The sequence below is a fragment of the Pseudomonas sp. PDM30 genome, assembly GCF_019218985.1.
In the GTDB taxonomy this organism is placed as follows: domain Bacteria; phylum Pseudomonadota; class Gammaproteobacteria; order Pseudomonadales; family Pseudomonadaceae; genus Aquipseudomonas; species Aquipseudomonas jessenii.
In genome coordinates this window covers 438,436-463,664 of the sequence record NZ_JAHUWM010000002.1, presented here as the reverse complement: position 1 = coordinate 463,664, position 25,229 = coordinate 438,436, and the positions used below count along the sequence as shown (strand labels likewise).

Below are 25,229 nucleotides of genomic sequence, written 5' to 3'. Positions count from 1 at the left end.
TCGCGAGCAAGCCCGCTCCCACAGTTAATCGCGGTCCCCTGTGGGAGCGAGCTTGCTCGCGATGAGGCCGGTACAGGCACCACAGAATTCAGGCCGGGGACATTTCCTGCGCCAACCCAAGAAACGCCGCCGGCAGCCGCGCGTTTTTGCGCTCCTTGAGGCAGTACAGGTATTCGGGAATCTGCGGCGCATTCTCGATGGTCAGCACCCGCAGTTGCGGATCATGGGGCACTTCCTGACGGGCAATGATGCTGATGCCTATGTTGCGCAGCACTGCTTCGCGGATCGATTCACGGCTGCCGATCTCCAGCAGCGGACCGAAGCACACGCCAGCGCTGGCCAATAACTCTTCGGTCAAACGACGGGTGGTCGAGCCCGACTCACGCATCAGCAAGGTATGTCCAGCCAGCGCGCTGAGCGGCACGTGATCGTGAACCGCCAGCGGATGATTGCGATGCACCGCCAGCACCAGCGGATCGCTGCCGAGCACCCGGCGAATCAGTCGTGCGTCATCGAGCAACTGCGACGAGGCAGCGACATCGACACGGTAATCCTCCAATGCTTCGAGCACTTGTTGGGAGTTACCGATTTCCACCGACACCTCCACCTGCGGCAGGCGCTCGCGGAACGTTTTCACTAGGTCGAGGATGTAATACGGCGCCGTGGCGGCAATACGCAACGTGCCCTGGACCTGGCCGCAGTTACGCAGGAAAAACTCGATGTCGGCTTCTTGCTGCATCAGCGCCTTGACCATCGGCAGCAGCCGCGCGCCCTCCTCACTGACGCTGAGACGCCGGCCGCCACGGTAGAACAGTTCGACCGAGTACTGACTTTCGAGGTTGCGGATCTGCGTCGTCACCGTCGGCTGGCTCAGGCCAAGCTTTTTGGCAGCCTGGGTAATGCTGCCCAGGCGGGCCACCATGTAAAACGCCTTCAGCTCGGCACTCAGCACAACCGTCCCTCGTCCTTTACTTGCGCAGCAGGCGCAAACCGTTGAACACCACCAGCAAACTCACGCCCATATCGGCGAACACTGCCATCCACATGGTAGCGATCCCGGCAAAGGTTACCCCAAGAAAGATCGCCTTGATGACCAAAGCCAGGGCGATGTTCTGTTTGAGGATGCTCGAAGTCTGCCGGGACAGGCGAATGAATGCCGGGATTTTGCGCAGATCGTCGTCCATCAGGGCGACATCGGCGGTTTCGATCGCGGTATCGGTGCCCGCAGCGGCCATGGCGAAGCCGATTTCGGAACGCGCCAGTGCAGGCGCATCATTGATGCCGTCGCCAACCATGCCGACCCGATGCCCTTGAGCATAGAGAGTTTCGATAGCCTGCAGTTTGTCCCCCGGCAACAGGTCGCCCTTGGCCTCGTCGATACCGACTTGTGCTGCAATCGCCTGCGCGGTGTGGACGTTATCGCCCGTGAGCATCAGGGTTTTGATACCCAGGTCATGCAGTTGCCGGATCGCTTCGCGGCTGGACTCTTTTACCGTGTCCGCCACGGCAAACAGCGCCAACGGACCGGACGAATCAAGCAGCAGCACCACCGACTTGCCCTGCTTCTCAAGGGCAAACAGCTTTTCTTCCAGCGCTGGCGAACACAGGCCCAGATCCTCCACAAGACGATGGTTGCCCAGATGGTAGAGCTGGCCGTTGATCTCGCCGCGAACCCCGCGCCCGCCCAGCGCTTCGAAGTTATCCACAATCAGCGTCGCGGTCTGGTTATCCACAGCCGCCTTGGCGATGGCCAGGGAAACCGGGTGATCCGAGCGCCCGGCCAGCGCGGCGGCAATGGCGGGCGCCGAGTCGTCGGCGGTCGGGTCCAGCGACAGGTAATCGGTCTGCACCGGTTTGCCGTGGGTGATGGTGCCGGTCTTGTCCAGGGCCAGGTAGTCGAGCTTGTAACCGCCCTCCAGATAAACGCCGCCCTTGACCAATATGCCTTTACGCGCCGCCGCCGCGAGGCCGCTGACGATGGTCACCGGTGTGGAGATCACCAGCGCACATGGGCAGGCCACCACCAGCAGCACCAGCGCCCGGTAGATCCAGTCGAACCACAACTCGCCCATGAACAATGGCGGGATCACCGCCACGGCCAGGGCCAGGACGAACACTGCCGGGGTGTAGATTTTCGAGAAACTGTCGACGAAACGCTGGGTCGGCGCCCGCGCGCCCTGGGCCTGCTCGACGGCGTGGATGATGCGGGCCAGGGTCGAGTTATCCGCCGCGGCGGTCACCTCGTACTCCAGGGACCCGGCCTGATTGATGGTGCCGGCGAAGACTTTGTCGCCGACGGTTTTTTCCACCGGCAGGCTTTCACCGGTAATTGGCGCCTGATCGATGGTCGAGCGACCGGACAGCACTTCGCCGTCCAGGCCGATACGCTCGCCAGGGCGCACCCGCACCCGCGCGCCGAGCCCAATGTTTTTGACATCCTGCTCAAGCCAGCTCCCGTCAGCCTGCAACACCGTTGCCGTATCCGGCGTCATCTGCATCAAACCGCTGATGGCATTGCGCGCGCGGTCAAGGGACCTGGCTTCGATCAACTCGGCCACGGTGAACAGGAACATCACCATCGCCGCTTCCGGCCACTGGCCGATAAGCACCGCGCCGGTCACGGCAATGCTCATCAGCGCGTTGATGTTCAGATTGCGGTTTTTAAGGGCGATCCAGCCTTTTTTGTAAGTACCGAGGCCACCACTGAGAATCGAGACCAGCGCGATAACCGCCACCACCCAGTTCGGCGCGAAACCGGTGAAGTGGATGACTTCTGCCAGCAATGCACCAACACCGGACAGTGCCAGGGGCCACCACGGCTTTTTCCGGGGCGCGGGCGCCGGGGTTTCATCACCTTGGTCCATCGGCTCGGCCTGCATGCCCAAGGATTTGATGGCCTCGACGATCGGCTCGATACCGGGCAAATCGTGGGTTACACCGAGCACCCGATTAATCAGATTGAACTCAAGCTGCTGCACGCCGGTCAGTTTGCTTAGCTTGTTCTGAATCAGCGTCTGTTCAGTTGGACAGTCCATTGCCTCGATGCGGAAACTGCTCAGTCGGGCTCCGGGCGTCGGCGATTCGCTCAGTTTTACCAGCGCAGGCGCTGCCGCTTTAGATGAGCAGCAGGCGTCGCCGTGAGCGCCGTGGCCATGTTTTTGCACGGGCTTGAGCTTGTGGCTGTGCTCGTGCTCAGCCCCGGGTTTGTGGGAGTGCAGGGAATCGCTCATTGGTTGCGTCCATAAGAGTGCCTGTTGCCAAGTAAAGACCCTGTAGCCACTATAGGGTCAAGCACCCTTTCTGGAGTTTTGGAGATTGGCGTCATGAAAATTGGAGAGTTGGCGAAACTCACGGACTGCGCCGTGGAAACGATCCGCTACTACGAGCGCGAGAACCTTCTGCCGGAACCGGCCCGCAGTGACGGCAATTATCGCGTCTATACCCAGGCCCACGCCGAGCGCCTGACCTTCATCCGCAACTGTCGCACCCTCGACATGACGCTCGAAGAAATCCGCAGCCTGCTGGCGTTTCGCGACAGTCCGCAGGATCAGTGCGAAAGCGTCAACGCGCTGATTGACGAACACATCCACCATGTAAAGGCGCGGATCGACGGCTTGCTGGCCTTGCAGACGCAACTGCTCGACCTGCGCCAACGCTGCGGCGAAGGGCCAAGTATCGATCAATGCGGGATTTTGCAGCGGCTGGAAGTGAGCGGCGGGGTGGTGGCGACGGAGGTGGAGCATTCCCATGTGGGCCGTAGTCACGGCCACTAGAAACAACACAAAAGCCTGTGGGAGCGAGCTTGCTCGCGATGGCGTCTGTTCAGCCAACATGGATGTCGACTGATACACCGCTATCGCGAGCAAGCTCGCTCCCACAGGGTCGGTGGTGTTTTTTCAGACCGCCATCGGCGCGGTCATCGGCGCGTGGTGTTCGTAGCCTTCCAGCGAGAAATCGCCCGGTTCCACCAGCTCCAGCCATTCCGGCTGATAAACACCCGTCTTGGCAAACTCCGGCACACGGTCGGAAATCACCAGTTTCGGCATCGGGAAGGGCTCGCGCTTGAGCTGTTCGTTGAGCATGTCCAGGTGGTTTTCGTAGACGTGGGCATCACCGATGAAATAGGTGAACCAGCGCGGCGTGTAGCCGGTCAGGCGACCGAACAGGCTCAGCAGCGCAGCGCCTTCGGTGAGGTTGAACGGCGTGCCCAGGCCCAGGTCGTTGGAGCGGATGTAGAGGGTCAAAGAGATCTCTTTGGTCTCGACATTCGGGTGGAACTGGTACAGCAGGTGGCACGGCGGCAAGGCCATTTCATCGAGCTGGGCGCAGTTCCAGCCGTGGAACAGGATGCGACGGCTGCCCGGGTCCTTGATGATGGTGTCGACGCACTGGCGAACCTGGTCGATGGCCTTGTACAGCACCACGTAGGCCTGACCGTCTTCCTCGCCTTCGGCAATCTGGCGATAACCCTGGCTCAGGGTCTGCTCGATGGCAGCCGGGTTGCTGAGCGGAATCTGCTTGTACGCCGGCCATTTGCGCCATTGCACGCCGTAGATTTCGCCGAGGTCGTCTTCGCCCTGGCGGAACGGGTTGGCCAGCCACTGGGCGTTTTCGTTGGCGTTCTGGTCCCAGACCTTGCAGCCCAGGGCGCGGAATTCGGCAGCGTTATTTACGCCACGCAGGAATCCGCACATTTCTCCGATAGCCGATTTGAAGGCCATTTTGCGCGTGGTGATCGCCGGGAAACCTTCCTGCAAGTCATAACGCAGCATCGCACCGGGAAAACTGATGGTGTTCACGCCGGTACGATTGGCCTGTTTGGTGCCGTTCTTGATGACGTGGGCGACCAGTTCGAGATATTGCTTCATGAATTACCTGTGTCCTTGAACCCGCAACCATCGCTGCGGGGTTCGAATTTTATACGGCTGCCGCTGGAGTCGCCGGGGCGCGGTGATACGCCAGCCAGATCAGGAACAGCCCGCCGACGATCATCGGCACGCACAGTACCTGCCCCATGGTCAGCCAGTTCCAGGCCAGATAGCCCAACTGGGCGTCCGGTACGCGGACGAACTCGACGATGAAACGGAAGATGCCATAGAACAGCGCGAACATCCCCGATACCGCCATAGTCGGCCGCGGCTTGCGCGAGAACAGCCACAGGATCAGGAACAGTGCCACGCCTTCGAGGGCGAACTGGTACAGCTGCGACGGATGACGCGCCAGTTGCGCCGGATCGGTCGGAAAGACCATCGCCCACGGCACGTCGGTTGCCTTGCCCCACAACTCGGCGTTGATGAAGTTGCCGATACGCCCGGCGCCCAGGCCAATCGGCACCATCGGCGCAACGAAATCCATCAGCTGGAAGAACGACTTGTTGTTCTTCTTGCCGAACCACAATGCCGCCAGCATCACGCCGATGAAACCGCCGTGGAACGACATACCGCCCTTCCACACTTCGAAGATCAGCGTCGGGTTGGCCAGATAGGCGCCCAGATCGTAGAACAGCACATAACCCAAGCGCCCGCCGACAATCACCCCCATCGACATCCAGAACACCATGTCGGAGAGTTTTTCCTTGGTCCAGGTCGGGTCGAAGCGGTTCAACCGGCGGGAGGCCAGCAGCCAGGCGCCGCCGATGCCGATCAGGTACATCAGACCGTACCAGTGGATTTTCAGCGGACCGATGGCCAGGGCCACCGGGTCGATCTGCGGGTAAGGCAGCATTGCGACTCCTCGTTAGAGTTCAAATCTTAAAAATTCCCGGGCGACGCTGCCACCTCAGGATTAAGCCAGGATTGCGCTGCCCGTCAGAGCAGATGCTTCAGACTAGAAAGTTCAGGCCAACGCAGAACAGCAAAGCGGCAAACAGCCGTTTCAGCAACCTCGGCGACAACCTGTGGGCCAATCGCGCGCCCAAGCGGGCGAACACCATGCTGGTCAGGGCAACGCCCAGCAACGCCGGCAAATAAATGAAACCGAGACTATGGGCCGGGAGCAACGGATCGTGCCAGCCCAGAATCATGAAACTTAATGCACTGGCCAGGGCAATCGGCAGACCGCAGGCCGATGAAGTGGCCACGGCTTGCTGCATCGGCACACTGCGCCAGGTCAGGAATGGCACGGTCAACGAACCGCCGCCAATGCCGAAAATCGCCGAAGCCCAGCCAATCACGCTGCCGGCCACGGTCAGACCGAGTTTGCCCGGCACGGTTCGGCTGGCCTTGGGTTTGACCTCAAGCGCCAGCTGAGCGGCGATCACCAGGGCGAAAACACCAATGAGTTTCTGCAGGTTGGGGCCGGAAATCGCTTCGGCCGTCAGCGCGCCAAACCCGGCACCGACCAGAATGCCGACGGTCATCCACATGAAGATCGGCCAACGCACGGCGCCACGGCGATGATGCTCGCGTACCGCGTTGACCGAGGTAAAGATGATCGTCGCCAGGGAGGTACCCACCGCCAGGTGCGTGAGGATCGACGGATCGAACCCTTGGGCCTTGAAGCTGAACACCAGCACCGGGACGATGATGATCCCGCCGCCCACGCCAAACAGCCCGGCGAGTACACCTGCACAGGCGCCGAGCGCCAGATAGAGCAGAAATTCCATGTCGTCCCGCCCGCATCCCCAAAACCGGAGCGGCATGGTAACGGATGCATGGCCTCAAGCTCCACTGCGCAAGGCGATGGATCGATGAGCGATGTCTGCGTAGAGTGAGCAAAAAACACACAAGGACAGCCTGATGTGCCTGATTGTTTTTGCCTGGCGACCGGGTCATGCCCAGCCGCTGGTCGTGGCGGCCAATCGCGATGAATTCTACGCCCGCCCCAGCCTGCCCTTGGCGCCATGGCCCGAAGCGCCGCATGTGCATGCCGGGCGCGACCTCGAGGCCGGTGGCACTTGGCTCGGTGTCGGTGCCAACGGACGATTTGCGGCGCTGACCAACATCCGCGATCCCCATCGACCGCCGGGACGCAAGTCTCGTGGGGAGCTGGTCGCGCGATTCCTCGAGGGTGATTGCTCGATTGATGACTATTTGGCCGACGTTGTCAGACGTTCGCCTGAATATGGCGGTTTCAATCTACTGGTTGGCAACAGGAACGAGCTCTGGCACTTCAACGCCCGGGAATCGGAAGCCGTAATGCTGCAACCGGGAGTCTACGGCGTGTCGAACGCCGGGCTGGATACGCCGTGGCCGAAGCTGCTCAAGGCCAAGGCTGCATTGAGCGAGGTGCTGGATGATCCGCAGCCTCAGGCGCTGCTGGCGTTATTGAGCGATGCGCAGACCGCGCCGTTTGCCGAGTTGCCGGATACCGGAGTGGGGCTGGTCACCGAAACGTTGTTGTCGAGCGTGTTCATTGCCAGCCAGAGTTATGGAACGCGGGCGAGTACGGCGTTGATTGTGCAGGCGGATGGGGCGCTGCATATGGTCGAAAGGAGTTTCGGGCCGTATGGCGGGCATCTTGGGGAAGTAGAGATCAGGCTTTAGTCTTGTGTTGCCAGCACAGGCCTCATCGCGAGCAAGCTCGCTCCCACAGGGGATTTGCGGCGTTCACAGATCCAGTGTGGGAGCGAGCTTGCTCGCGATGGGACCATCAGCGTTTTAGAGGGGCTTGATTGCTGCCGGATTGATCATCCGCGCCAACCCGAGGTTCTTCAGCGCCAGCTGCAACGAGCTGTGAATCACTTGCGGGTTATCGATGGTCATTAGCTCCGCCAGCAATTCCCTGGCCTTGCTCAGGTTGATCTGGCGCAGCATCCACTTCACTTTCGGCAAGTTGGTGGCGTTCATCGACAGGCTGTCGAACCCCATCGCCATCAACAGCACCGCCGCCGCCGGATCACCGGCCATTTCACCGCAGATGCTCACTGGCTTGCCTTCGGCGTGGGCATCACGCACCACGTTCTGCAGCGCCTGAAGCACCGCCGGGTGCAGGTAATCGTAGAGGTCGGCCACTCGCGGGTTGTTGCGGTCCACGGCCAGCAGGTACTGGGTCAGGTCGTTGGAACCGACCGACAGGAAATCCACTTGCCGCGCCAGTTCTTTGGTCTGGTACACCGCCGCCGGAATCTCGATCATCACGCCAATCGGCGGCATCGGCACGTCGCAGCCTTCGTCGCGTACTTCGCCCCAGGCGCGGTGGATCAGGTGCAGCGCTTCTTCCAATTCATGGGTGCCGGAGATCATCGGCAGCAGAATCCGCAAGTTGTTCAGGCCTTCGCTGGCCTTGAGCATGGCACGGGTCTGCACCAGGAAGATTTCCGGGTGGTCGAGAGTGACGCGAATGCCGCGCCAGCCGAGGAACGGGTTATCTTCCTTGATCGGGAAGTACGACAGTGACTTGTCGCCGCCGATGTCCAGGGTACGCATGGTGACGGGTTGCGGGTGGAACGCGGACAGTTGCTCGCGGTAGATCGCCAGCTGTTCCTTTTCGCTCGGGAAACGCTGGTTGATCATGAACGGCACTTCGGTGCGGTACAGGCCCACGCCTTCGGCACCACGCTTCTGCGCACGCGCCACATCCGCCAGAAGGCCGGTGTTGACCCACAGCGGCATGCGGTGGCCATCGACCGTCACGCATGGCAGATCGCGCAGCGCATCCAGTCCGAGGGCCAGTTGTTTCTCTTCCTCGACCACCTCGGCGAACTGCTTGCGCAGCACTTCACTCGGGTTGGTGTAGACCTCGCCGTGGTAGCCGTCGACGATCATCTGGATGCCGTCGACCTTGGAGTACGGCAGGTCGACCAGGCCCATCACGGTCGGGATGCCCATGGCGCGGGCCAGGATCGCGACGTGGGAGTTACCGGAACCGAGTACCGACACCAGGCCGGCCAGCTTGCCTTCCGGCACCTCGCCGAGCATCGCCGGCGTCAGTTCTTCGCTGACCAGAATGGTGTTGTCGGGGTAGACCAGGGTTTGCTGGCGCTCTTCCTGCAAATAAGCCAGCAAGCGACGGCCGAGATCCTTGACGTCGGATGCACGCTCGCGCAGGTAAGCGTCGTCCATCAATTCGAAACGGTTGACGTGATCGGTGACCACCTGGCGCAACGCGCCCTGGGCCCACTGGCCGGTCTTGATCACGGTGGTCACTTCGCTGCCCAGCGCAGCATCGTCGAGCATCATCAGGTAGACGTCGAACAAGGCCCGCTCTTCCGGGCGCAACTGCGTGGCAAGCTTGGCGGACAAGGTGCGCATGTCGGCGCGCACGCCCTCGATGGCGGTCTTGAACAGCCCCAGTTCAGCGTCGATGTCGGTGATGGTCTTGTCCGGCACCACGTCCAGGTCAGCAGGCGGCAGCATGACCACCGCAGTACCGACCGCGGCACCCGGCGAGCCCGGCACGCCGACGAACTTGGCTTCCTGGATGCCCTTGCCCTGACGACCCAGGCCACGGATGGAGCCTGTGGCCTCGGCATGGGCGATAACGCCGGCCAACTGCGCGCTCATGGTCACGAGGAAGGCTTCTTCCCCTTCATCGAACTGGCGACGCTCTTTTTGCTGGATGACCAACACGCCGACGACGCGACGGTGGTGGATGATCGGCGCCCCGAGGAACGAAGCGAAACGCTCTTCACCGGTTTCGGCGAAGTAGCGATAGCGCGGGTGGTCCGCGGCGTTTTCGAGGTTCAGGGGTTCTTCACGCGTGCCGACCAGACCCACCAGACCTTCGTTGGGGGCCATGCTGACCTTGCCGATCGAGCGCTTGTTCAAGCCCTCGGTGGCCATCAGTACGAACCGGTTGGTCTCCGGATCAAGCAGGTAGACCGAGCAGACCTGGCTGCCCATGGCCTCTTTGACGCGCAACACAATAATCCCCAACGCCGCCTTGAGATCCTTGGCGGAGTTAACTTCCTGGACGATCTTGCGCAGCGTATTGAGCATGGCTCGGGGTCGAACTCCGTCGTCAGTCGCGCGCTAAAAGGCGCGGGGCAAGCTCTTTGAGAGCGCGTCGATACACCTCGCGCTTGAATGTCACCACCTGGCCCAACGGATACCAATAGCTGACCCAGCGCCAGCCATCGAATTCCGGTTTACCGGTCAAATCCATCCGCACCCGCTGCTCGTTGGAGACCAGGCGCAGGAGAAACCATTTCTGTTTCTGGCCGATGCACAGCGGTTGACTGTGGGTACGTACCAGACGTTGCGGCAAACGATAGCGCAACCAGCCCCGGGTGCAGGCGAGAATTTCAACATCTTCGCGCTCAAGGCCCACTTCTTCGTTCAGCTCGCGGTACAAGGCGTCTTCTGGCGTCTCTTCGGGGTTGATTCCCCCCTGCGGAAACTGCCAGGCATCTTGATTGATTCGGCGAGCCCATAGCACCTGGCCGGCGTCATTCGTCAGAATGATCCCGACATTGGGGCGAAAACCATCGGGGTCGATCACGGCAACAACCTCGCAAACGCATGTCGCCGCATTGTTCCACAAAGGTTGTGAAGGCGGCAACGAAGGTTCCTACCTTATGTGCACTCTTGTGAAAAGACCGTATTCTTGTCGCCTTTTTACTGACTTTTCAGCGGGTAACTGCAATGCGCCTGGCTTTATTCGATTTGGACAACACCCTTCTGGGCGGTGACAGCGATCACGCCTGGGGCGATTACCTGTGCGAGCGTGGCTTTCTCGACGCCGTCGCCTACAAGGCTCGCAACGATGCGTTCTACCAGGATTACCTGGCCGGCAAACTGGATAACGCTGCTTACCTGAACTTCTGCCTGGAAGTACTCGGCCGCACCGAAATGGCCACGCTGGATCAGTGGCACAGCGATTACATGCGCGACTGCATCGAACCGATCGTGCTGCCCAAGGGACTTGAGCTGCTGAAGAAGCACCGCGATGCCGGCGACAAACTGGTGATCATCACGGCGACCAACCGCTTCGTCACAGGTCCCATTGCCGAGCGCCTGGGGGTCGAAACCCTGATCGCCACAGAATGCGAAATGGTCGATGGCCGCTACACCGGACGCAGCACCGACGTGCCGTGCTTCCGCGAGGGCAAGGTAACGCGCTTGAATCGCTGGCTGGAGGAAACCGGGTTTACGCTGGAAGACAGCTACTTCTATAGCGATTCGATGAATGATTTTCCGTTGCTGGAGCAGGTGACCCATCCGGTGGCGGTCGATCCGGATCCGAACCTGCGGGCCGAGGCCGAGAAGCGTGGCTGGCCGGTGATCAGCCTGCGCGGCTGATATCGCCTTACTGTAGGAGCGAGCTTGCTCGCGATGGTCGTTAACGATAACGCGGGGCACCTGATGCCCCGCGGCGATCTTGAGTTTTTCGCGAGCAATCGAGCGTCGACCGGCTGCTCCTACACAGGCTTGGCGCCCATCAACCCCGCAATGGCGACAAAGCAGACAAAGCTGAACAACGCCAAGGCAAAGGTGAATTTCCCCACGCCACCCGGTGTCTTGCGCAGTTTGTTGAGCCGCACCAGCAGCCAGAACCACGCCAGCGCCGCCACGGTGTAAAGCACGCTGGAGGCCAGCAACCAGGTCTGCCCCAGCGGCCAGCCCACCAGGTGCACCATCCACCAGCCGGTAAACGGCATGCTCAGCAGCGCCAGGCCCATCAGCAGCCAGACAAACACCCTTGGCCGCTGCAAGGTGCGACTACCCGCCGTCGCGTCACCCTTGCGCCACGCCAGCAAAACCCAGACTCCCAGCCCCAGCGCACAAGCCAGCAGTACAACTGTCGCCACCATGTGCGCTGTTTTCAGAGCAGTTAACGTTTCCATTGTCAGATTTCCTTATTGCCTTGCCCGTCAGCGTAGCCGTTCAGCCAAGAAACAGCTGATAGGCCGGGTTGTCGCTTTCGTCCCAGTACGGGTAACCGATTTCTTCCAGCGCCGCCGGCACCAGGTGGCGCTCGTCGTGGGGCACCTGCAGACCCGCGACGACCCGGCCATCCGCCGCGCCATGGTTGCGGTAGTGGAACATTGAGATGTTCCAACGCCCGCCCAGCTTGTTGAGGAAGTTGAATAGCGCCCCCGGACGCTCCGGGAATTCGAAACGCAGGATCACTTCGTCGACCACATGCGCCGCACGCCCGCCGACCATGTGACGGATGTGCAGCTTGGCCAGTTCGTTGTCGGTCAGGTCCAGCACCGGGAAACCCTGCTCGCTCAGGCTGGCGATCAGCGCGCTGCGCGGGTCGTTTTCCGGGTGGGTCTGCACGCCGACAAAGATGTGCGCTTCGCTGCCGGTGTTGTAGCGGTAGTTGAATTCGGTGATCTGGCGCTTGCCTATGGCCTCGCAGAACGCCTTGAAGCTGCCCGGTTTCTCGGGAATGGTCACGGCGATGATCGCTTCGCGGCCCTCGCCCAGCTCCGCACGCTCGGCGACGTGGCGCAGGCGATCGAAGTTGACGTTGGCCCCGGAGTCGATGGCCACGAAGGTCTGGCCGCTGACGCCGCGTTGCTCGACATACTTCTTGATCCCGGCCACGCCCAAGGCGCCGGCAGGTTCGGTGATCGAGCGGGTATCGTCGTAGATATCCTTGATGGCGGCGCAGATTTCATCGGTGCTGACGGTGATCACTTCGTCGACATGGTCTTTGCAGATGTCAAAGGTGTGCTGACCGATCTGGGCCACCGCAACACCGTCGGCGAAGAGGCCTACGGTCGGCAGTACCACGCGCTCGCCGGCCGCCATGGCCGCTTGCAGGCAATTGGAGTCATCCGGTTCGACGCCGATGATCTTGATGTCCGGGCGCAGGTACTTCACGTACGCCGCGATGCCGGCGATCAGGCCGCCGCCACCCACCGGGACGAAAATCGCATCCAATGGCTGCGGGTGCTGGCGCAGAATCTCCATCGCCACGGTGCCCTGCCCGGCAATGGTGTGGGGATCGTCGTACGGGTGAATGTAGACGTAGCCTTTTTCGTCGACCAGTTTCAGCGAGTAGGCTAGGGCTTCCGGGAACGAGTCGCCGTGCAGCACCACTTTGCCACCACGGGAGCGCACGCCTTCGACCTTGATCTCCGGGGTGGTCTTGGGCATGACGATGGTCGCTTTCACGCCCAACACCTTCGCCGCCAGGGCCAGGCCCTGAGCATGGTTGCCGGCCGACGCGGTGACCACGCCGCGAGCGCGCTCTTCGTCGCTCAACTGGGTCAACTTGTTGTAGGCGCCGCGAATCTTGAACGAGAACACCGGCTGCAAGTCTTCGCGCTTGAGCCAAATGCTGTTGCCCAGCCGCTCGGAGAGCTGGCGGGCAGACTGCAACGGAGTTTCTACGGCAACGTCATAAACGCGCGAGGTGAGGATCTTTTTGACGTACTGTTCAAGCATCGGAAAGCATCACTGAGCGGGTTGGGCAGGACCACGGAGTCTAACCCGGCTTTTGTCCGTACGACCACCTGTTGTCGGAGCGAGCTTGCTCGCGAGAAACCCAAAGGCGCCGCGGGGTACCTGGTTTTACGCGTTATCGTTCAAGTCCATCGCGAGCGAGCTCGCTCCTACAGGAATCGGGAACGCACCTGATCTGCCAATCGGGCAATGACCTTCCCCGCCCCGAAGCCTATAATGCCGGCCTTTCGTCCCCTCCCAGGCACCCCGGAGCCCGCATGAACCAGGATCAACTCAAACAGGCAGTGGCTCAGGCCGCCGTCGACTTCATCCTTCCGAAACTCGACGACAAGAGCATCGTCGGGGTCGGCACCGGCTCCACCGCCAACTGCTTCATCGACGCGCTGGCTAAGCACAAGGGCGCATTCGACGGCGCCGTCGCCAGTTCCGAAGCCACCGCCGCGCGTCTCAAGGGCCACGGGATTCCGGTGTACGAACTGAACACCGTCGGCGATCTGGAGTTCTACGTCGACGGCGCCGATGAAAGCGACGAGCACCTGAACCTGATCAAGGGCGGCGGCGCTGCCCTGACCCGCGAGAAGATTGTCGCGGCCGTGGCCAAGACCTTCATCTGCATCGCCGACGCCAGCAAACTGGTGCCGGTCCTCGGTACTTTCCCGCTGCCGGTGGAAGTGATCCCGATGGCCCGCAGCCACGTGGCCCGCGAACTGGTGAAGCTCGGCGGCGACCCGGTTTACCGCGAAGGCGTGCTGACCGACAACGGCAACATCATCCTCGACGTGTTCAACATGCAGATCACCAATCCGGTGGAGCTGGAGACACAGATCAATGCGATCGTCGGCGTGGTCACCAACGGTTTGTTCGCGGCACGTCCGGCGGATCTGTTGTTGCTGGGGACCAGCGAAGGCGTGAAGACCCTGCGCGCCGAGTAACCTGGACCACCCACACTTTTGTGGGCAGATGAAAAAACCTGTGGGAGCGAGCTTGCTCGCGAAAGCGGTCTCTCAGTTGATATCTCTGTCGACTGACACGACCCCTTCGCGAGCAAGCTCGCTCCCACAGTGTTTTGTGGTGTCGGTCAGAGTTGCGTGGGTTTCTTGAACACGTAGAACAGGTTCGGCTCGCTGACGATGTACAGCGTACCGTCGTCGTCCACGGCGATCCCCTCCGCTTGCGGCACGGTTTTTTGCAGGCCATGGCGCCCCTTGCTCAATGACATTGTGCTCAGCGGCCGCCCATCCACATCCAGCTCCAGAATCAATCGCGACTCATCCGACAGCGCCAGCAAATGCCCGCTGCGCTCATCGTATTGCAGGCTCGACAGATCCCGCACGAACATCCCGGCATCACGCTTGGGATCGTTGATCACGTGCACCGAGTAGGATTCTTCAGGATTGAAGCGCGGAAAACCGTGCACCTCGTAGATCAGCATCGGATTGCGCTCCTTGGCGACGAACAGGCGCTTGCCGACTGAATCGTAAGCCAGACCCTCGAAGCCCTTGTTGCCTCCCATGTGAACGCCAATGGTCATCTGCTCGGCATCTGCCGCATCAACGAAAGTGGTGTCCTGCTCCAGACGAATCTTGATCAGCCGCTGCTGACTTTCGTCAGTGACCACGTAGATGTCTTCGCTGATGAACTCCACCGCCTCCGGATCGCCGAAACCGACCAGCGCCACACGACGCAAGATCCTGCCGTCGAGGGACAACTCGATCAGCTCGCTTCGTTTGTTGGTGACGGTGAACAGGCTTTTGCGTACCGGGTCGTAGGTCAGCGCTGAAACGTTGTCGGCCAGGCCATCGATCACCTGCGCCTCGGTCACGACCTGGTATTGGTCCAGGCCCATGGACCGGGAACTCACCGGCTGCCACAGCGTATGCAGATTGAACCAGGTACGCTCGAACAGGCGCATGTACTGGGCGATCGCGATCAATGCGATCAGCAAGATCACCGACAGGATCAGGATCAGGGATTTGGGGCGGGCAAATCGACGCATTCGGGTGGGCTCGGGGTCAAAACAGGCGGATGAAATATCACGCCCGTCTGAACTGAAGCTTAATGGCCGCCGGCCTTTTACGTACAGGCAATCAGCGCAGGCGTTGGTTACTTCTGTTTTTCGAAGCGATAAAACAGATTCGGCTCACTCACCATGTACAGCGTGCCCGCTTCATCCATGGTCACGCCTTCGGCACGGGGAATGGTATTTTTCAGGCCGTTGAAGCCACGCAGCAGGGTGATGAAACTGACCTGCTCACCCTTCTTGTCCAGCTCCAGCAACAGGTGCGAGTCGGCGGACAACACCAGCATGTGGCCAGTCCGCGGGTCGACGGCCAAGGCAGACAGGTTGCGCATGTCCAGTGCATGGCTGGCCAACTTCAGCTTGTCGCCGGTCAGGACCTTGCCGTCACCTTTCCAGGCAAACAATGCCGGCGGGCGCTCTTCGCCCAGCAGCAGTTGCTGATTGCTCGGGTCCCAGGTGACACCCTCGAACGCCTTGTTCTGGTCGCTGGAAGGCCCGAGGTCGTATTTCGGGAAGTCGGCCATATTCAATTCGCGGGTATCGGCATCGACCTTGACGATAGATATCAGATGCTCGCGCTCATCGACAATGGCCAGCCGGCCGTCGCCCAGCACGGTGACGCCCTCAGGGTTGCTCCAGCCCACCAACGGCATTTTGCGCAGCACATCGCCCTGCAAGTTCAATTCGACCAGGAACGGGTTCTTGCCCATGACCGAAAACAGAGTCTTGGTCTGAGGGTCGTAGACCATGTCCGATGCTTCATCCTTCTCCATGCCCGGCAACGGCTTGGCATCGATCACCGCACGATAGTCCGGCAGCCAGATGCTCGCCTGGCGCTCGGCCGGGCTCTTGAATTGTTCCTTCACCCAGAGCACGCCCCGCGAATCCCAGTGCATGGCGAATGCAACGCCGTAGGCGACAACAGCCACCAGCAGCAGCCAGGTGTGCCAACGCAGGGCGAAGCGCGAACGGCGGACAGGTTCAAGCGTGGAAAGCGGAGAAGTGGCCATCGGGGAATGCGTTCCAGAAATTCAGGCTAGGGGTAATAGCACAGTTTGGGGCCGGCTCAGAGGCCGAAAGCCCTGAAATTATCCAGACAGGATGTGAAAAAAACGGGAAATGACAGGGTGAGCCTTTTACAGACCCTGAAAAAACCAATGTGGGAGCGAGCCTGCTCGCGATGGGGGCGTGTCAGCCAACAAAGATATTGAATGACACACCGCTATCGCGAGCAGGCTCGCTCCCACAGGGTACAGCGGTGTTACAACTAGCGAACGCTGCTGGTGAAACTGCTGGCGCCCGGCAATTCCAGAACGATCTCGTCACCGACATTCAGCGGGCCAACGCCCACTGGCGTGCCGGTGAGGATCACGTCCCCGGCCTGCAACGAGAAGCAGCCGGCCATGTGCTGGATCATCGGCACGATCGGGTTGAGCATCGCGCTGCTGTTGCCATCCTGGCGCACTTCACCGTTGATGGTCAGGCGGATGCCGATGTCGGTCAGGTCGGCAAACGTGCTGCCGGACACGAACGGAGCAAGCACTGCCGCACCGTCGAAGGACTTGGCGATTTCCCAGGGCAGGCCCTTGGATTTCAGCTCGGCCTGCTTGTCGCGCAGGGTCAGGTCCAGGGCTGGAGCGAAACCGGAGATAGCGTCGAGCACTTCTTCGCGGCTCGGTTTGGTCGACAACGGCTTGCCGATCAACACCGCGATTTCCGCTTCGTAATGCACCGAACCGCGCTCGGTCGGAATGCTGAAACCGCCTTCCAGCGGCACCACGCAACTGCCCGGCTTGATGAACAGCAGTGGCTCGGTCGGCACCGGATTGTCCAGTTCCTTGGCGTGTTCGGCGTAGTTACGGCCGATGCACACCACTTTCCCCAACGGGAAGTGAATGCGCGTACCGTCGACATACTGGTGCTGATAGCTCATTACCGACTCCTGCTTCGTTGGCTCTTAAAGTTCGAAAATCAAACAGCGAAAATCTTGCCCGGGTTCATGATGCCGTTCGGGTCGAACACCGCCTTGACCGCTTTCATGTACTCGATCTCGACCGGCGAGCGGCTGTAGGTCAGGTAGTCACGCTTGGTCATACCCACGCCGTGCTCGGCGGAGATCGAACCGTTGTACTTCTCGACGGTTTCGAACACCCACTTGTTGACGGTGGCGCACTTGGCGAAGAACTCATCCTTGCTCAGGTTATCCGGCTTGAGGATGTTCAAGTGCAGGTTGCCGTCGCCGATGTGGCCGAACCAGACGATTTCGAAGTCCGGGTAGTGTTCACCGACGATCGCGTCGATTTCCTTCAGGAATGCCGGAACTTTCGATACGGTGACCGAAATGTCGTTCTTGTACGGCGTCCAGTGGGAAATGGTTTCGGAGATGTATTCGCGCAGCTTCCACAGGTTCTGCAACTGGGTTTCGCTCTGGCTCATCACGCCGTCCAGCACCCAGCCCTGCTCGACGCAGTGCTCGAAGGTTTCCAGGGCGTGGTTGGCCACTTCTTCGGTGGTCGCTTCGAATTCCAGCAGCGCGTAGAACGGGCAATCGGATTCGAACGGCGCCGGCACATCGCCACGGGCCATGACTTTGGCCAGGGCTTTGTCGGAGAAGAATTCGAAGGCGGTCAGGTCAAGCTTGCTCTGGAAGGCGTGCAGCACCGGCATGATCGAGTCAAAATCGGCGGTGCCGAGGACCATGGCGGTGAGGTTTTTCGGCGCACGGTCCAGGCGCATGGTCGCTTCGACCACGAACCCGAGGGTGCCTTCGGCGCCGATGAACAGCTGACGCATGTCGTAGCCGGTGGCGTTCTTGATCAGGTCGCGGTTCAGCTCCAGCACGTCGCCCTTGCCGGTGACCACTTTCATGCCGGCAACCCAGTTACGGGTCATGCCGTAGCGAATCACCTTGATCCCGCCGGCATTGGTGCCGATATTGCCGCCAATCTGGCTCGAACCCGCCGAAGCGAAGTCAACCGGGTAGTACAGGCCGTTTTCTTCGGCCACGTTCTGCAGGTGCTCGGTGACCACGCCCGGCTGGCAAACGGCCGTGCGGTCAGTGAGGTTCACGTCGAGGATCTGGTTCATGTAGTCGAACGACACGACCACTTCACCACTGGCCGCCACCGCTGCTGCGGAAAGACCGGTACGACCACCGGACGGCACCAGCGCCACCTTGTGTTTATTGGCCCACAGGACAATGGCCTGGACCTGCTCGGTGGTCTTGGGGAACACGATGGCGGTCGGGGCCGGGGCGAAATGCTTGGTCCAATCCTTTCCGTAAGCATTCAGGGAGTCGGCATCGGTCAGCACCTTGCCAGGCTCAACCAGGGTCTTCAGCTCTTCAATCAGGGCAGGATTGGTCATCGACAGAACTCTCGAACAATTCATGGTCATCCTGAGAACGCTTCACGTCGCAGGAATGAGTGTTTAGCGGGGTGCATATGCTAGCATAACGACCCCGCAGGATAGTGCCCAAGGGCTGTTCTGCGGTGACGGCTTTCCTGCCGTGCGGGTCAGCTCCGGGCTGCTCCCTTTCCTGCCATTTTTCTCCGGGATACAGGTTTACGCAGATGAGCAAGACTTCTCTCGATAAGAGCAAGATCAAGTTCCTTCTTCTCGAAGGCGTCCACCAATCGGCTGTCGACGTCCTCAAGGCGGCGGGCTACACCAGCATCGAGTACCTCACTGGTTCTCTGCCGGAAGCCCAGCTCAAGGAAAAGATCGCTGATGCTCACTTCATCGGCATTCGCTCCCGCACTCAACTGACCGAAGAGATCTTCGATCACGCGAAGAAGCTCGTGGCTGTAGGGTGTTTCTGCATCGGCACCAACCAGGTCGACCTGGACGCGGCCCGCGAACGCGGCATCGCGGTGTTCAACGCACCGTACTCCAACACCCGTTCCGTAGCGGAGCTGGTGCTGGCCGAAGCGATCCTGCTGCTGCGCGGCATCCCTGAGAAGAACGCTTCCTGCCACCGTGGCGGCTGGATCAAGAGCGCGGCCAACTCCTTCGAGATCCGCGGCAAGAAGCTGGGCATCGTCGGTTACGGCTCGATCGGTACTCAACTGTCGGTCCTGGCGGAAGGCCTGGGCATGCAGGTGTACTTCTACGACACCATCACCAAGCTGCCACTGGGTAACGCCACTCAGGTAGGCAACCTGCACGAGCTGCTGGCGATGTCCGACATCGTTTCGCTGCACGTACCGGAAACCGCCGCCACCCAGTGGATGATGGGCGAGAAGGAAATCCGCGCCATCAAGAAAGGCGGCATCCTGATCAACGCCGCCCGCGGCACCGTGGTCGAACTGGACCACCTGGCGGCTGCCATCAAGGACAAGCACCTGATCGGCGCGGCCATCGACGTATTCCCGGTGGAGCCACGCTCCAACGACGAAGAGTTCGAAAGCCCGTTGCGTGGCCTGGACAACGTGATCCTGACTCCGCACATCGGTGGCTCCACCGCTGAAGCCCAGGCCAACATCGGCCTGGAAGTGGCGGAAAAACTGGTCAAGTACAGCGACAACGGTACGTCGGTATCGTCCGTGAACTTCCCGGAAGTGGCCCTGCCGGCTCACCCTGGCAAGCACCGCCTGCTGCACATCCACGAAAACATTCCAGGCGTGCTCAGCGAGATCAACAAAGTCTTCGCCGAAAACGGCATCAACATCTCCGGTCAGTTCCTGCAGACCAACGAGAAGGTCGGCTACGTGGTGATCGACGTCGACGCCGAGTACTCGGACCTAGCGCAAGAGAAGCTGCAACACGTCAAGGGCACCATCCGTAGCCGGGTGCTGTTCTGATCGCGACTTGAGCGACAAAAAAAGGGAGCCTTCGGGCTCCCTTTTTCATTCACGCTACAACGTTACTTGACGTTGACGGTGATCTTCTCGGAAACGATCGGCGGATCGAACGGCATGTGGTTGCTATCGCCCAGTTCAAGCTGCAAGGTGTGTTTGCCCGGTGTGAGCGTTACTTCAGCCTGGGTCTGCGCGTTGCCGAAATGCTGGTGGTTGGCATCTTTGGGAATCGGCGCACCGGCGGCTGGCAGTTCGTCGACGTCGATCAGCAAGTGGTGATGACCGGTGTTCTTGGTGGTATTGCCCGCCGGTGCCAGGGCAACGTTCTCGACAGCGAACTTGACGACGACCGTCTGTGGAACCGTCGCACCATCCTTGGGAGACACGATGGACACTTCGGCGCCCTTCGGAGCCGGCGTTGCACTGGCCAGCACCGAAACACCCATCAACAGGCCAGCCAAAGCAGCACGTGACATAAAGGTTTTCATTCTCTTCTCCAGTTTTTCCGTAATATTCGCGTGACCATGACAACTTCATGGCCATTCGTTGTCGAAGGCACTCGACAACCATAGCAAAGCGAGCCTGAATCAGAGGATCGCGATAATAAATTCAAAGGAGTGACCATGCGCTTTCTGCCTGGCCTGATCTGCCTGCTACCCCTTCTGAGCCCTTTGGCTCATGCCGAATTGATTGATGACGTCAACGACCGGGGCGAATTGCGCATTGCCGTTGAAGCCAACACTCCCCCGTTCAATTTCAAGGATGACGACAAGCTCACCGGCTTCGAAATCGAGTTGGGCCAACTGCTCGCAAGTGAACTCGATGTCCGGGCCGACTTCGTCGTCACCGACGGCAGCGATCTGCTGACCGGCGTCGAAAGCGGCAAATACGACATCGCTATCAACCACATAGCAGTGACCCCGGATCTCAAGGATCGTTTCGACTTCAGCGAACCTTACATTCAAACCAATGCGCAATTGATCGCGCAGAAAGAAGAGCCTCGCTCCATTTTGCTGGTCCAATCGCTGACGGAAGAGAAGCCCAAAACCAACCCGGCCGTGAACCTGGCGATTCCGTTTCAGAAGGGTAATCCGGCGTTCCAAGCCAGCCTGGAAAACGCATTGCAACGAATCAAGGATGACGGGCGACTGCAAGCGCTGGAACAGAAGTGGCTGGGGGCGGATGCGGGTGTGGTGCCGAAACCTTGAGCCATCGGGAAGTTGAAGTAAAAGATGAACCCTGTGGGAGCGAGCTTGCTCGCGATGGCGGCCTGACATTCAACATCAATGTTGGCTGGACAGGCCTCATCGCGAGCAAGCTCGCTCCCACAGTGTCTTGTGTCGCTCGTTAATCCAGCGCTACCAACGCCTGTGCCGCCTGCGGCAACTCCAGCTCACTGAACACCTGCACCCCGTGACGGTTGAGTAGCGCCGCCGTCACGCCCTCGCCACTGACTTTCACGCCGCTGAACGTCCCGTCATAGGTCAGCAAATTGCCGCAGGAAGGGCTGTTGGCCTTGAGGACGGCGATGCGGATGCCATGCTTTTTTACCAGCTCCAGTGCCTGATACGCCCCCGACAGAAACTGCGCACTAACGTCCTCGCCCTCGGTGGTGATCACCAACGCCTGGCCATCGAGGACTTGCGTGCCCTGCCCGCCTGGAATTTCCGCCGCCGCCCGAGGTGTTGGCAATCCACCAGCCACCTCGGGGCACAACGGCACGACCCGCCCCTCATCAAGCCACTGCTGAAGCTGATCGAACGGCCCGCTGGCCCCACCGTCGTAACGGACGCGGTGGCCCAACAGGCAGCGGCTGACGAGAATTTTCTGCATGATCAGAACGGCTCGTTGCCGCGCCGGCGGAACCAGCCGGTCAGCGACAGTCGATCCCGGGTCGCGGGCAGGACTTCGTGGGGAACCTCGCCGGAGAGAAACACCACCAGGCAGCCACCGACAGGTTCCACGTCGTAGACGCGATCATTGTCGAGGTACATGCGCAACTGGCCGCCGTGTTCGGGAAGCCAGCCGTCATTGAGATAAACCACCGCCGAAACCATGCGCCGGTCGTCATCGCGAAAACGGTCGACGTGCTTCAGGTAGAAGGCGCCGGGCGGGTACATCGCAAAATGGCTTTCGAAATCCTCCAGGCCGAGAAACAGACCGCGATTGATCGCCTCGCGCAGGCTGTCCATCAAACTCAGATAGCTGTCGCACGCCTCGGCCTGGCCGGGGTCGATCCACTGGATATGGTCGCCACGAATCCCTTCGCGGATCTCCGATGACGGCCCACGGCCCACGGCGGCCGGAGCCAGCTGACCCTCTGCAGCACGTTTGCGACACTCGGCCGCCAGCTCTCGGGTCAAGTCCTGAGGCAGGAAAATATTCTGCTGCGACCAGCCGTGCTCGGCCAGGTCGTCGACGATTCGTAGCAGCAGCGGGTGATCAGAGGATATTTGCATGGCGCGCATAGTATTCCTGTGCCCGGAAATCCGACAGAGCCGCGCAGCGGGTTGATACGAATTCTCGACAAGCAGGGGTGCCACACGGAGAATAGTCGCCTGCTGACTGGAGTCCCTATGCGCCGTTTGCTTTTATCCCTGCTGATGTTCTGCGTTTTGCCCGCCTGGGCAGACGGCCACGATCAGTTGTACAAGGTCGCCGGCTGGCCGGAACAACGCGCGCATTTCAGCGATGCCCTCTCGGCTGCTCAGCAACGCTACCAGGGCAGCCTGCCGCCGGCGGTGTTTCAGGCACTGGTCAGCAACAGCAATCAGCGATTTTCCGCCAAGGCCGTGGACCAGCGTGCCGAAGCGCAATTGCGCAAGAACCTCGCCGACCCCAAACCCGCGCTGACGTTTTTCCAGTCGCCCCTGGGCAAGAAAATCGTCGCCGCCGAGTTGCTGGCGACCCGTCGCGACCAACTGGCAAAAAACGCCAAGGGTCTGCCAAAGATGCAGGCCAGCGACAGCCGCATGTTGATCATCGGCCATTTGGCACAAGCCCTGCCCGCTCGCGAGGCCGGTGCGGAAGTCAGTCTGGCGATTGCTGGCGTCGCCGCCGATAGCTTGAGTTCAATGATCCCGGGATTGCTCGGTGCCGGTCAGGCCCAGGGCATGCTCAACGGCCAGCGCCAGCGCCTGATGGAGCAGATCGGTAGCGACCTCAACAACACACTGCTGTATGTCTATCGCGACCTGTCGGACAACGAACTGGAAGAGTTCGCAACCTTTGCCGAATCGGCGGAAGGCCAGGCTTATTATCAAGCGGCGCTGGCGGCGATTCGGGCGGGGTTGGCGGTGGGGCAGAGCAATTCTAACCTGACCCAGTGATCTTCGGCACCTGACCGATCGCTATCGCGAGCAAGCTCGCTCCCACATTGGATCTGCGTACGCCGGCCCATTGTGGGAGCGAGCTTGCTCACGATGGGGCCGGAACAGGCACTAGGGATTGCGACCCTTGATCCGCCTGGTCAAAAACCCGAAATACTCCTGCCGCATCACCAGCGTCTCATTCGCCAGATGATGTCGTGCCTCGGGCAGCATCAGCACCTGCGGCCGATCAAACTTGCCCCGCAACACTTCCAGGTTGTGCTCCCAATCCACCGTCATGTCGGCCTGCCCCTGCACGATCAGCGGCCGGCGGGTACTCATGGGGGCGGCCTCGATACGTTTGATCCAGCGCGCCAACGCGCCCACCCAGGCTGTCGGCAGGCGCAACGGCTGCAACGGATCGGCCTGCAGAAACGGCAGAAAGGCCGGGTCGTTGGAGTTCTCGCTGAAACGCCGGGCGATGGCTTTGACGAAAGGCTTGAGCAGGTAGTAACTCAGTTGCGACCAACCCCACGCCCGCGGCCGCACCAGCGGCGACAGCAAAATCACCTGGCCCTGGGCCGGGCTGCTCGCCCCCGCATTCAACACATGATCGATCACGATCGCCCCGCCGGTGCTCTGCCCGCACAAGTGCCACGGCTGCGGCAAGTCGAGGGATTGCGCCTCGCGGAACAACCCTTGCAATGCGTCCTGATACTCGGCGAAATCCTTGATGCTCGCCCGTTCGCCACTGGACAGGCCATGCCCCGGCAAGTCGCAGGCAATCACCGCAAAGCCCTGGTCCAGCGCCCACTCGATCACATGCCGATAGAGCCCGGTGTGGTCGTAGAAACCGTGGATGACAAACAGCGTCGCCTTGGCTCGCTCGGGCCACCAGAACTGGCTGACCAGCTCATAACCGTCGACCTCGAATCGCCCAAGGCCGCTGCGCAACTGACGCGGGGCAAAATCCAGCCCGTAGAATCGCTGGTAAGCCTGCGCCTGCGCCGACAACGGCTGCCCGGCAGCCAATGGCAGCAGGCTTGCACGTAGAAGATCAGGGTCGAAAGTGGCCGGCATGGACGATTCCAGAACGTGAAACGGACTTTATAGGCCTGCGATATTCATCTGTCGCGGCAAGCATGGCAAGCTAGCCACCCTTCGAGGATTGAACCGATGCGCTCGCCCCTTCGCGCCCCCCTGTTTGCCAGCCTGCTCGCCGTGGTGTGTGCTGGCGTATTGTGGGCGGCCTACGACTGGTTCCAGGGACGTTACTTGCGGGCGTTCAGCGAGCACACCGCGATGTTTTCCGGTGATCCGCTACGCCTTCCCGAACCCCTCGCCGGCCCTGGCGCCATCCGTCTTGTGCATTTCTGGGACCCGGCCTGCCCGTGCAATGTCGGCAATCAACAACACCTGACCGAGCTGGTCGAGCGCTACCTACCCCATGGCGTGGAATTCTATGCCGTGCAAAAACCCGGTAGCCACGGCCAATTGCCGAGCAACTTGAGCAGCCTCAAAACCATCGACATCCTGCCCGGCTCCGAACAGATCCCCGCCAGCCCGGCCGTGGCGATCTGGGATCGTAGCGGCAAACTGGCGTACTTCGGCCCGTACAGCGAAGGCCTGACCTGCAATTCGAGCAACAGCTTTATCGAACCGATCCTGCAGGCGCTGGATGAAGGCCGTGCGGTGAGTGCCACGCACACACTGGCCGTAGGTTGTTACTGCCCGTGGCCTGTCGATCCAACTAAATAGGGAAAGACGGGGTAATACGAATCCCTCCTACGGGCGATGCGCCAAA

At 60.7% G+C, this 25,229-nt stretch carries 25 protein-coding genes; 8 read left to right on the top strand and 17 right to left on the bottom strand.

All coding sequences use genetic code 11. The features are described from left to right. Nucleotides 1–88: 88 nt before the first annotated feature. Together KW840_RS06120 and KW840_RS06115 are read right to left on the bottom strand one after the other, a co-directional pair. The gene (locus KW840_RS06120) at nucleotides 89–952 is read right to left on the bottom strand and encodes a LysR family transcriptional regulator (RefSeq protein ID WP_218494678.1); all 864 of its coding nucleotides are present in this window, start codon (nucleotides 950–952) and stop codon (nucleotides 89–91) included. Between the two features lie 16 nt (nucleotides 953–968). Then, nucleotides 969–3,230 carry a heavy metal translocating P-type ATPase gene (locus KW840_RS06115; RefSeq protein WP_218494677.1) on the bottom strand — a complete coding sequence of 754 codons (2,262 nt, stop codon included), beginning with the start codon at nucleotides 3,228–3,230 and terminating at the stop codon, nucleotides 969–971. Between the two features lie 93 nt (nucleotides 3,231–3,323). On the opposite strand from KW840_RS06115, the gene cadR reads away from it, so the two are divergent. Next, nucleotides 3,324–3,773, top strand: a complete 450-nt coding sequence (cadR, locus tag KW840_RS06110) for a Cd(II)/Pb(II)-responsive transcriptional regulator (protein WP_057712875.1) — start codon at nucleotides 3,324–3,326, stop codon at nucleotides 3,771–3,773. 123 nt (nucleotides 3,774–3,896) lie between these two features. Here the strand turns inward: cadR and KW840_RS06105 are convergent, their stop codons facing one another. The 3 genes from KW840_RS06105 to KW840_RS06095 form a co-directional block, all read right to left on the bottom strand. Continuing rightward, nucleotides 3,897–4,868, bottom strand: a complete 972-nt coding sequence (locus tag KW840_RS06105; protein ID WP_218494676.1) for a thymidylate synthase — start codon at nucleotides 4,866–4,868, stop codon at nucleotides 3,897–3,899. A gap of 49 nt (nucleotides 4,869–4,917) precedes the next feature. Then, nucleotides 4,918–5,724, bottom strand: a complete 807-nt coding sequence (lgt, locus tag KW840_RS06100) for a prolipoprotein diacylglyceryl transferase (protein WP_057712873.1) — start codon at nucleotides 5,722–5,724, stop codon at nucleotides 4,918–4,920. Between the two features lie 97 nt (nucleotides 5,725–5,821). Continuing rightward, nucleotides 5,822–6,604 (bottom strand): sulfite exporter TauE/SafE family protein, encoded by a 783-nt coding sequence (locus KW840_RS06095; protein WP_057712872.1) that lies wholly within the window; start codon nucleotides 6,602–6,604, stop codon nucleotides 5,822–5,824. Between the two features lie 133 nt (nucleotides 6,605–6,737). On the opposite strand from KW840_RS06095, the gene KW840_RS06090 reads away from it, so the two are divergent. Beyond that, nucleotides 6,738–7,484: an NRDE family protein gene (locus tag KW840_RS06090; RefSeq protein ID WP_218494675.1), complete on the top strand. Its 747-nt coding sequence runs from the start codon at nucleotides 6,738–6,740 to the stop codon at nucleotides 7,482–7,484. A gap of 114 nt (nucleotides 7,485–7,598) precedes the next feature. Here the strand turns inward: KW840_RS06090 and ptsP are convergent, their stop codons facing one another. Further along, entirely contained in the window at nucleotides 7,599–9,878 is a 2,280-nt protein-coding gene (ptsP, locus tag KW840_RS06085) for a phosphoenolpyruvate--protein phosphotransferase (protein ID WP_057712870.1), read from the bottom strand. 22 nt (nucleotides 9,879–9,900) lie between these two features. Continuing rightward, entirely contained in the window at nucleotides 9,901–10,380 is a 480-nt protein-coding gene (locus tag KW840_RS06080) for an RNA pyrophosphohydrolase (RefSeq protein WP_053163553.1), read from the bottom strand. A 143-nt stretch (nucleotides 10,381–10,523) separates the two neighbouring features. Here KW840_RS06080 and KW840_RS06075 point away from each other — a divergent pair, with 143 nt between their 5' ends. Further along, nucleotides 10,524–11,180, top strand: coding sequence for an HAD family phosphatase (locus tag KW840_RS06075; protein ID WP_150813768.1), 657 nt, complete (start codon nucleotides 10,524–10,526; stop codon nucleotides 11,178–11,180). A 119-nt stretch (nucleotides 11,181–11,299) separates the two neighbouring features. Here KW840_RS06075 and KW840_RS06070 read toward each other — a convergent pair whose 3' ends face one another. Beyond that, nucleotides 11,300–11,725, bottom strand: a complete 426-nt coding sequence (locus KW840_RS06070) for a DUF2269 domain-containing protein (protein WP_218494674.1) — start codon at nucleotides 11,723–11,725, stop codon at nucleotides 11,300–11,302. 40 nt (nucleotides 11,726–11,765) lie between these two features. Next, the gene (ilvA, locus tag KW840_RS06065; RefSeq protein WP_057712867.1) at nucleotides 11,766–13,280 is read right to left on the bottom strand and encodes a threonine ammonia-lyase, biosynthetic; all 1,515 of its coding nucleotides are present in this window, start codon (nucleotides 13,278–13,280) and stop codon (nucleotides 11,766–11,768) included. A gap of 275 nt (nucleotides 13,281–13,555) precedes the next feature. Here ilvA and rpiA point away from each other — a divergent pair, with 275 nt between their 5' ends. After that, nucleotides 13,556–14,230, top strand: coding sequence for a ribose-5-phosphate isomerase RpiA (rpiA, locus tag KW840_RS06060; RefSeq protein ID WP_218494673.1), 675 nt, complete (start codon nucleotides 13,556–13,558; stop codon nucleotides 14,228–14,230). 146 nt (nucleotides 14,231–14,376) lie between these two features. Here the strand turns inward: rpiA and KW840_RS06055 are convergent, their stop codons facing one another. From KW840_RS06055 to KW840_RS06040, 4 genes are all read right to left on the bottom strand, one after another. Next, nucleotides 14,377–15,294 carry an SdiA-regulated domain-containing protein gene (locus KW840_RS06055; protein WP_057712866.1) on the bottom strand — a complete coding sequence of 306 codons (918 nt, stop codon included), beginning with the start codon at nucleotides 15,292–15,294 and terminating at the stop codon, nucleotides 14,377–14,379. 107 nt (nucleotides 15,295–15,401) lie between these two features. Next, nucleotides 15,402–16,328 (bottom strand): SdiA-regulated domain-containing protein, encoded by a 927-nt coding sequence (locus KW840_RS06050; protein WP_090452005.1) that lies wholly within the window; start codon nucleotides 16,326–16,328, stop codon nucleotides 15,402–15,404. A 257-nt stretch (nucleotides 16,329–16,585) separates the two neighbouring features. Continuing rightward, the gene (locus KW840_RS06045; RefSeq protein ID WP_056726437.1) at nucleotides 16,586–17,251 is read right to left on the bottom strand and encodes a fumarylacetoacetate hydrolase family protein; all 666 of its coding nucleotides are present in this window, start codon (nucleotides 17,249–17,251) and stop codon (nucleotides 16,586–16,588) included. A 38-nt stretch (nucleotides 17,252–17,289) separates the two neighbouring features. Further along, nucleotides 17,290–18,684, bottom strand: coding sequence for an FAD-binding oxidoreductase (locus KW840_RS06040; protein ID WP_218494672.1), 1,395 nt, complete (start codon nucleotides 18,682–18,684; stop codon nucleotides 17,290–17,292). Nucleotides 18,685–18,890: 206 nt separating this feature from the next. Between KW840_RS06040 and serA the strand changes: the two genes are divergently transcribed. Then, on the top strand, nucleotides 18,891–20,120 hold the full coding sequence (gene serA / locus KW840_RS06035; protein WP_007976393.1) for a phosphoglycerate dehydrogenase: 1,230 nt from the start codon (nucleotides 18,891–18,893) through the stop codon (nucleotides 20,118–20,120). Nucleotides 20,121–20,182: 62 nt separating this feature from the next. Here serA and KW840_RS06030 read toward each other — a convergent pair whose 3' ends face one another. Next, the gene (locus tag KW840_RS06030; RefSeq protein ID WP_057712864.1) at nucleotides 20,183–20,605 is read right to left on the bottom strand and encodes a DUF4399 domain-containing protein; all 423 of its coding nucleotides are present in this window, start codon (nucleotides 20,603–20,605) and stop codon (nucleotides 20,183–20,185) included. 135 nt (nucleotides 20,606–20,740) lie between these two features. Here KW840_RS06030 and KW840_RS06025 point away from each other — a divergent pair, with 135 nt between their 5' ends. Further along, a complete protein-coding gene (locus KW840_RS06025; RefSeq protein ID WP_090452009.1) occupies nucleotides 20,741–21,325 on the top strand; it encodes a transporter substrate-binding domain-containing protein in 585 nt (194 codons plus the stop codon). Between the two features lie 139 nt (nucleotides 21,326–21,464). Here KW840_RS06025 and KW840_RS06020 read toward each other — a convergent pair whose 3' ends face one another. Together KW840_RS06020 and KW840_RS06015 are read right to left on the bottom strand one after the other, a co-directional pair. Next, nucleotides 21,465–21,950 (bottom strand): DUF523 domain-containing protein, encoded by a 486-nt coding sequence (locus KW840_RS06020; RefSeq protein WP_218494671.1) that lies wholly within the window; start codon nucleotides 21,948–21,950, stop codon nucleotides 21,465–21,467. A 2-nt stretch (nucleotides 21,951–21,952) separates the two neighbouring features. Further along, nucleotides 21,953–22,585 (bottom strand): 2OG-Fe(II) oxygenase, encoded by a 633-nt coding sequence (locus tag KW840_RS06015; protein ID WP_218494670.1) that lies wholly within the window; start codon nucleotides 22,583–22,585, stop codon nucleotides 21,953–21,955. A gap of 108 nt (nucleotides 22,586–22,693) precedes the next feature. On the opposite strand from KW840_RS06015, the gene KW840_RS06010 reads away from it, so the two are divergent. Next, entirely contained in the window at nucleotides 22,694–23,446 is a 753-nt protein-coding gene (locus KW840_RS06010) for a DUF2059 domain-containing protein (protein ID WP_057712860.1), read from the top strand. Nucleotides 23,447–23,557: 111 nt separating this feature from the next. Here the strand turns inward: KW840_RS06010 and KW840_RS06005 are convergent, their stop codons facing one another. Next, nucleotides 23,558–24,505, bottom strand: a complete 948-nt coding sequence (locus KW840_RS06005; protein WP_218494669.1) for an alpha/beta hydrolase — start codon at nucleotides 24,503–24,505, stop codon at nucleotides 23,558–23,560. 96 nt (nucleotides 24,506–24,601) lie between these two features. Here KW840_RS06005 and KW840_RS06000 point away from each other — a divergent pair, with 96 nt between their 5' ends. Continuing rightward, on the top strand, nucleotides 24,602–25,183 hold the full coding sequence (locus tag KW840_RS06000) for a DUF6436 domain-containing protein (RefSeq protein ID WP_218494668.1): 582 nt from the start codon (nucleotides 24,602–24,604) through the stop codon (nucleotides 25,181–25,183). Nucleotides 25,184–25,229 lie beyond the last annotated feature (46 nt).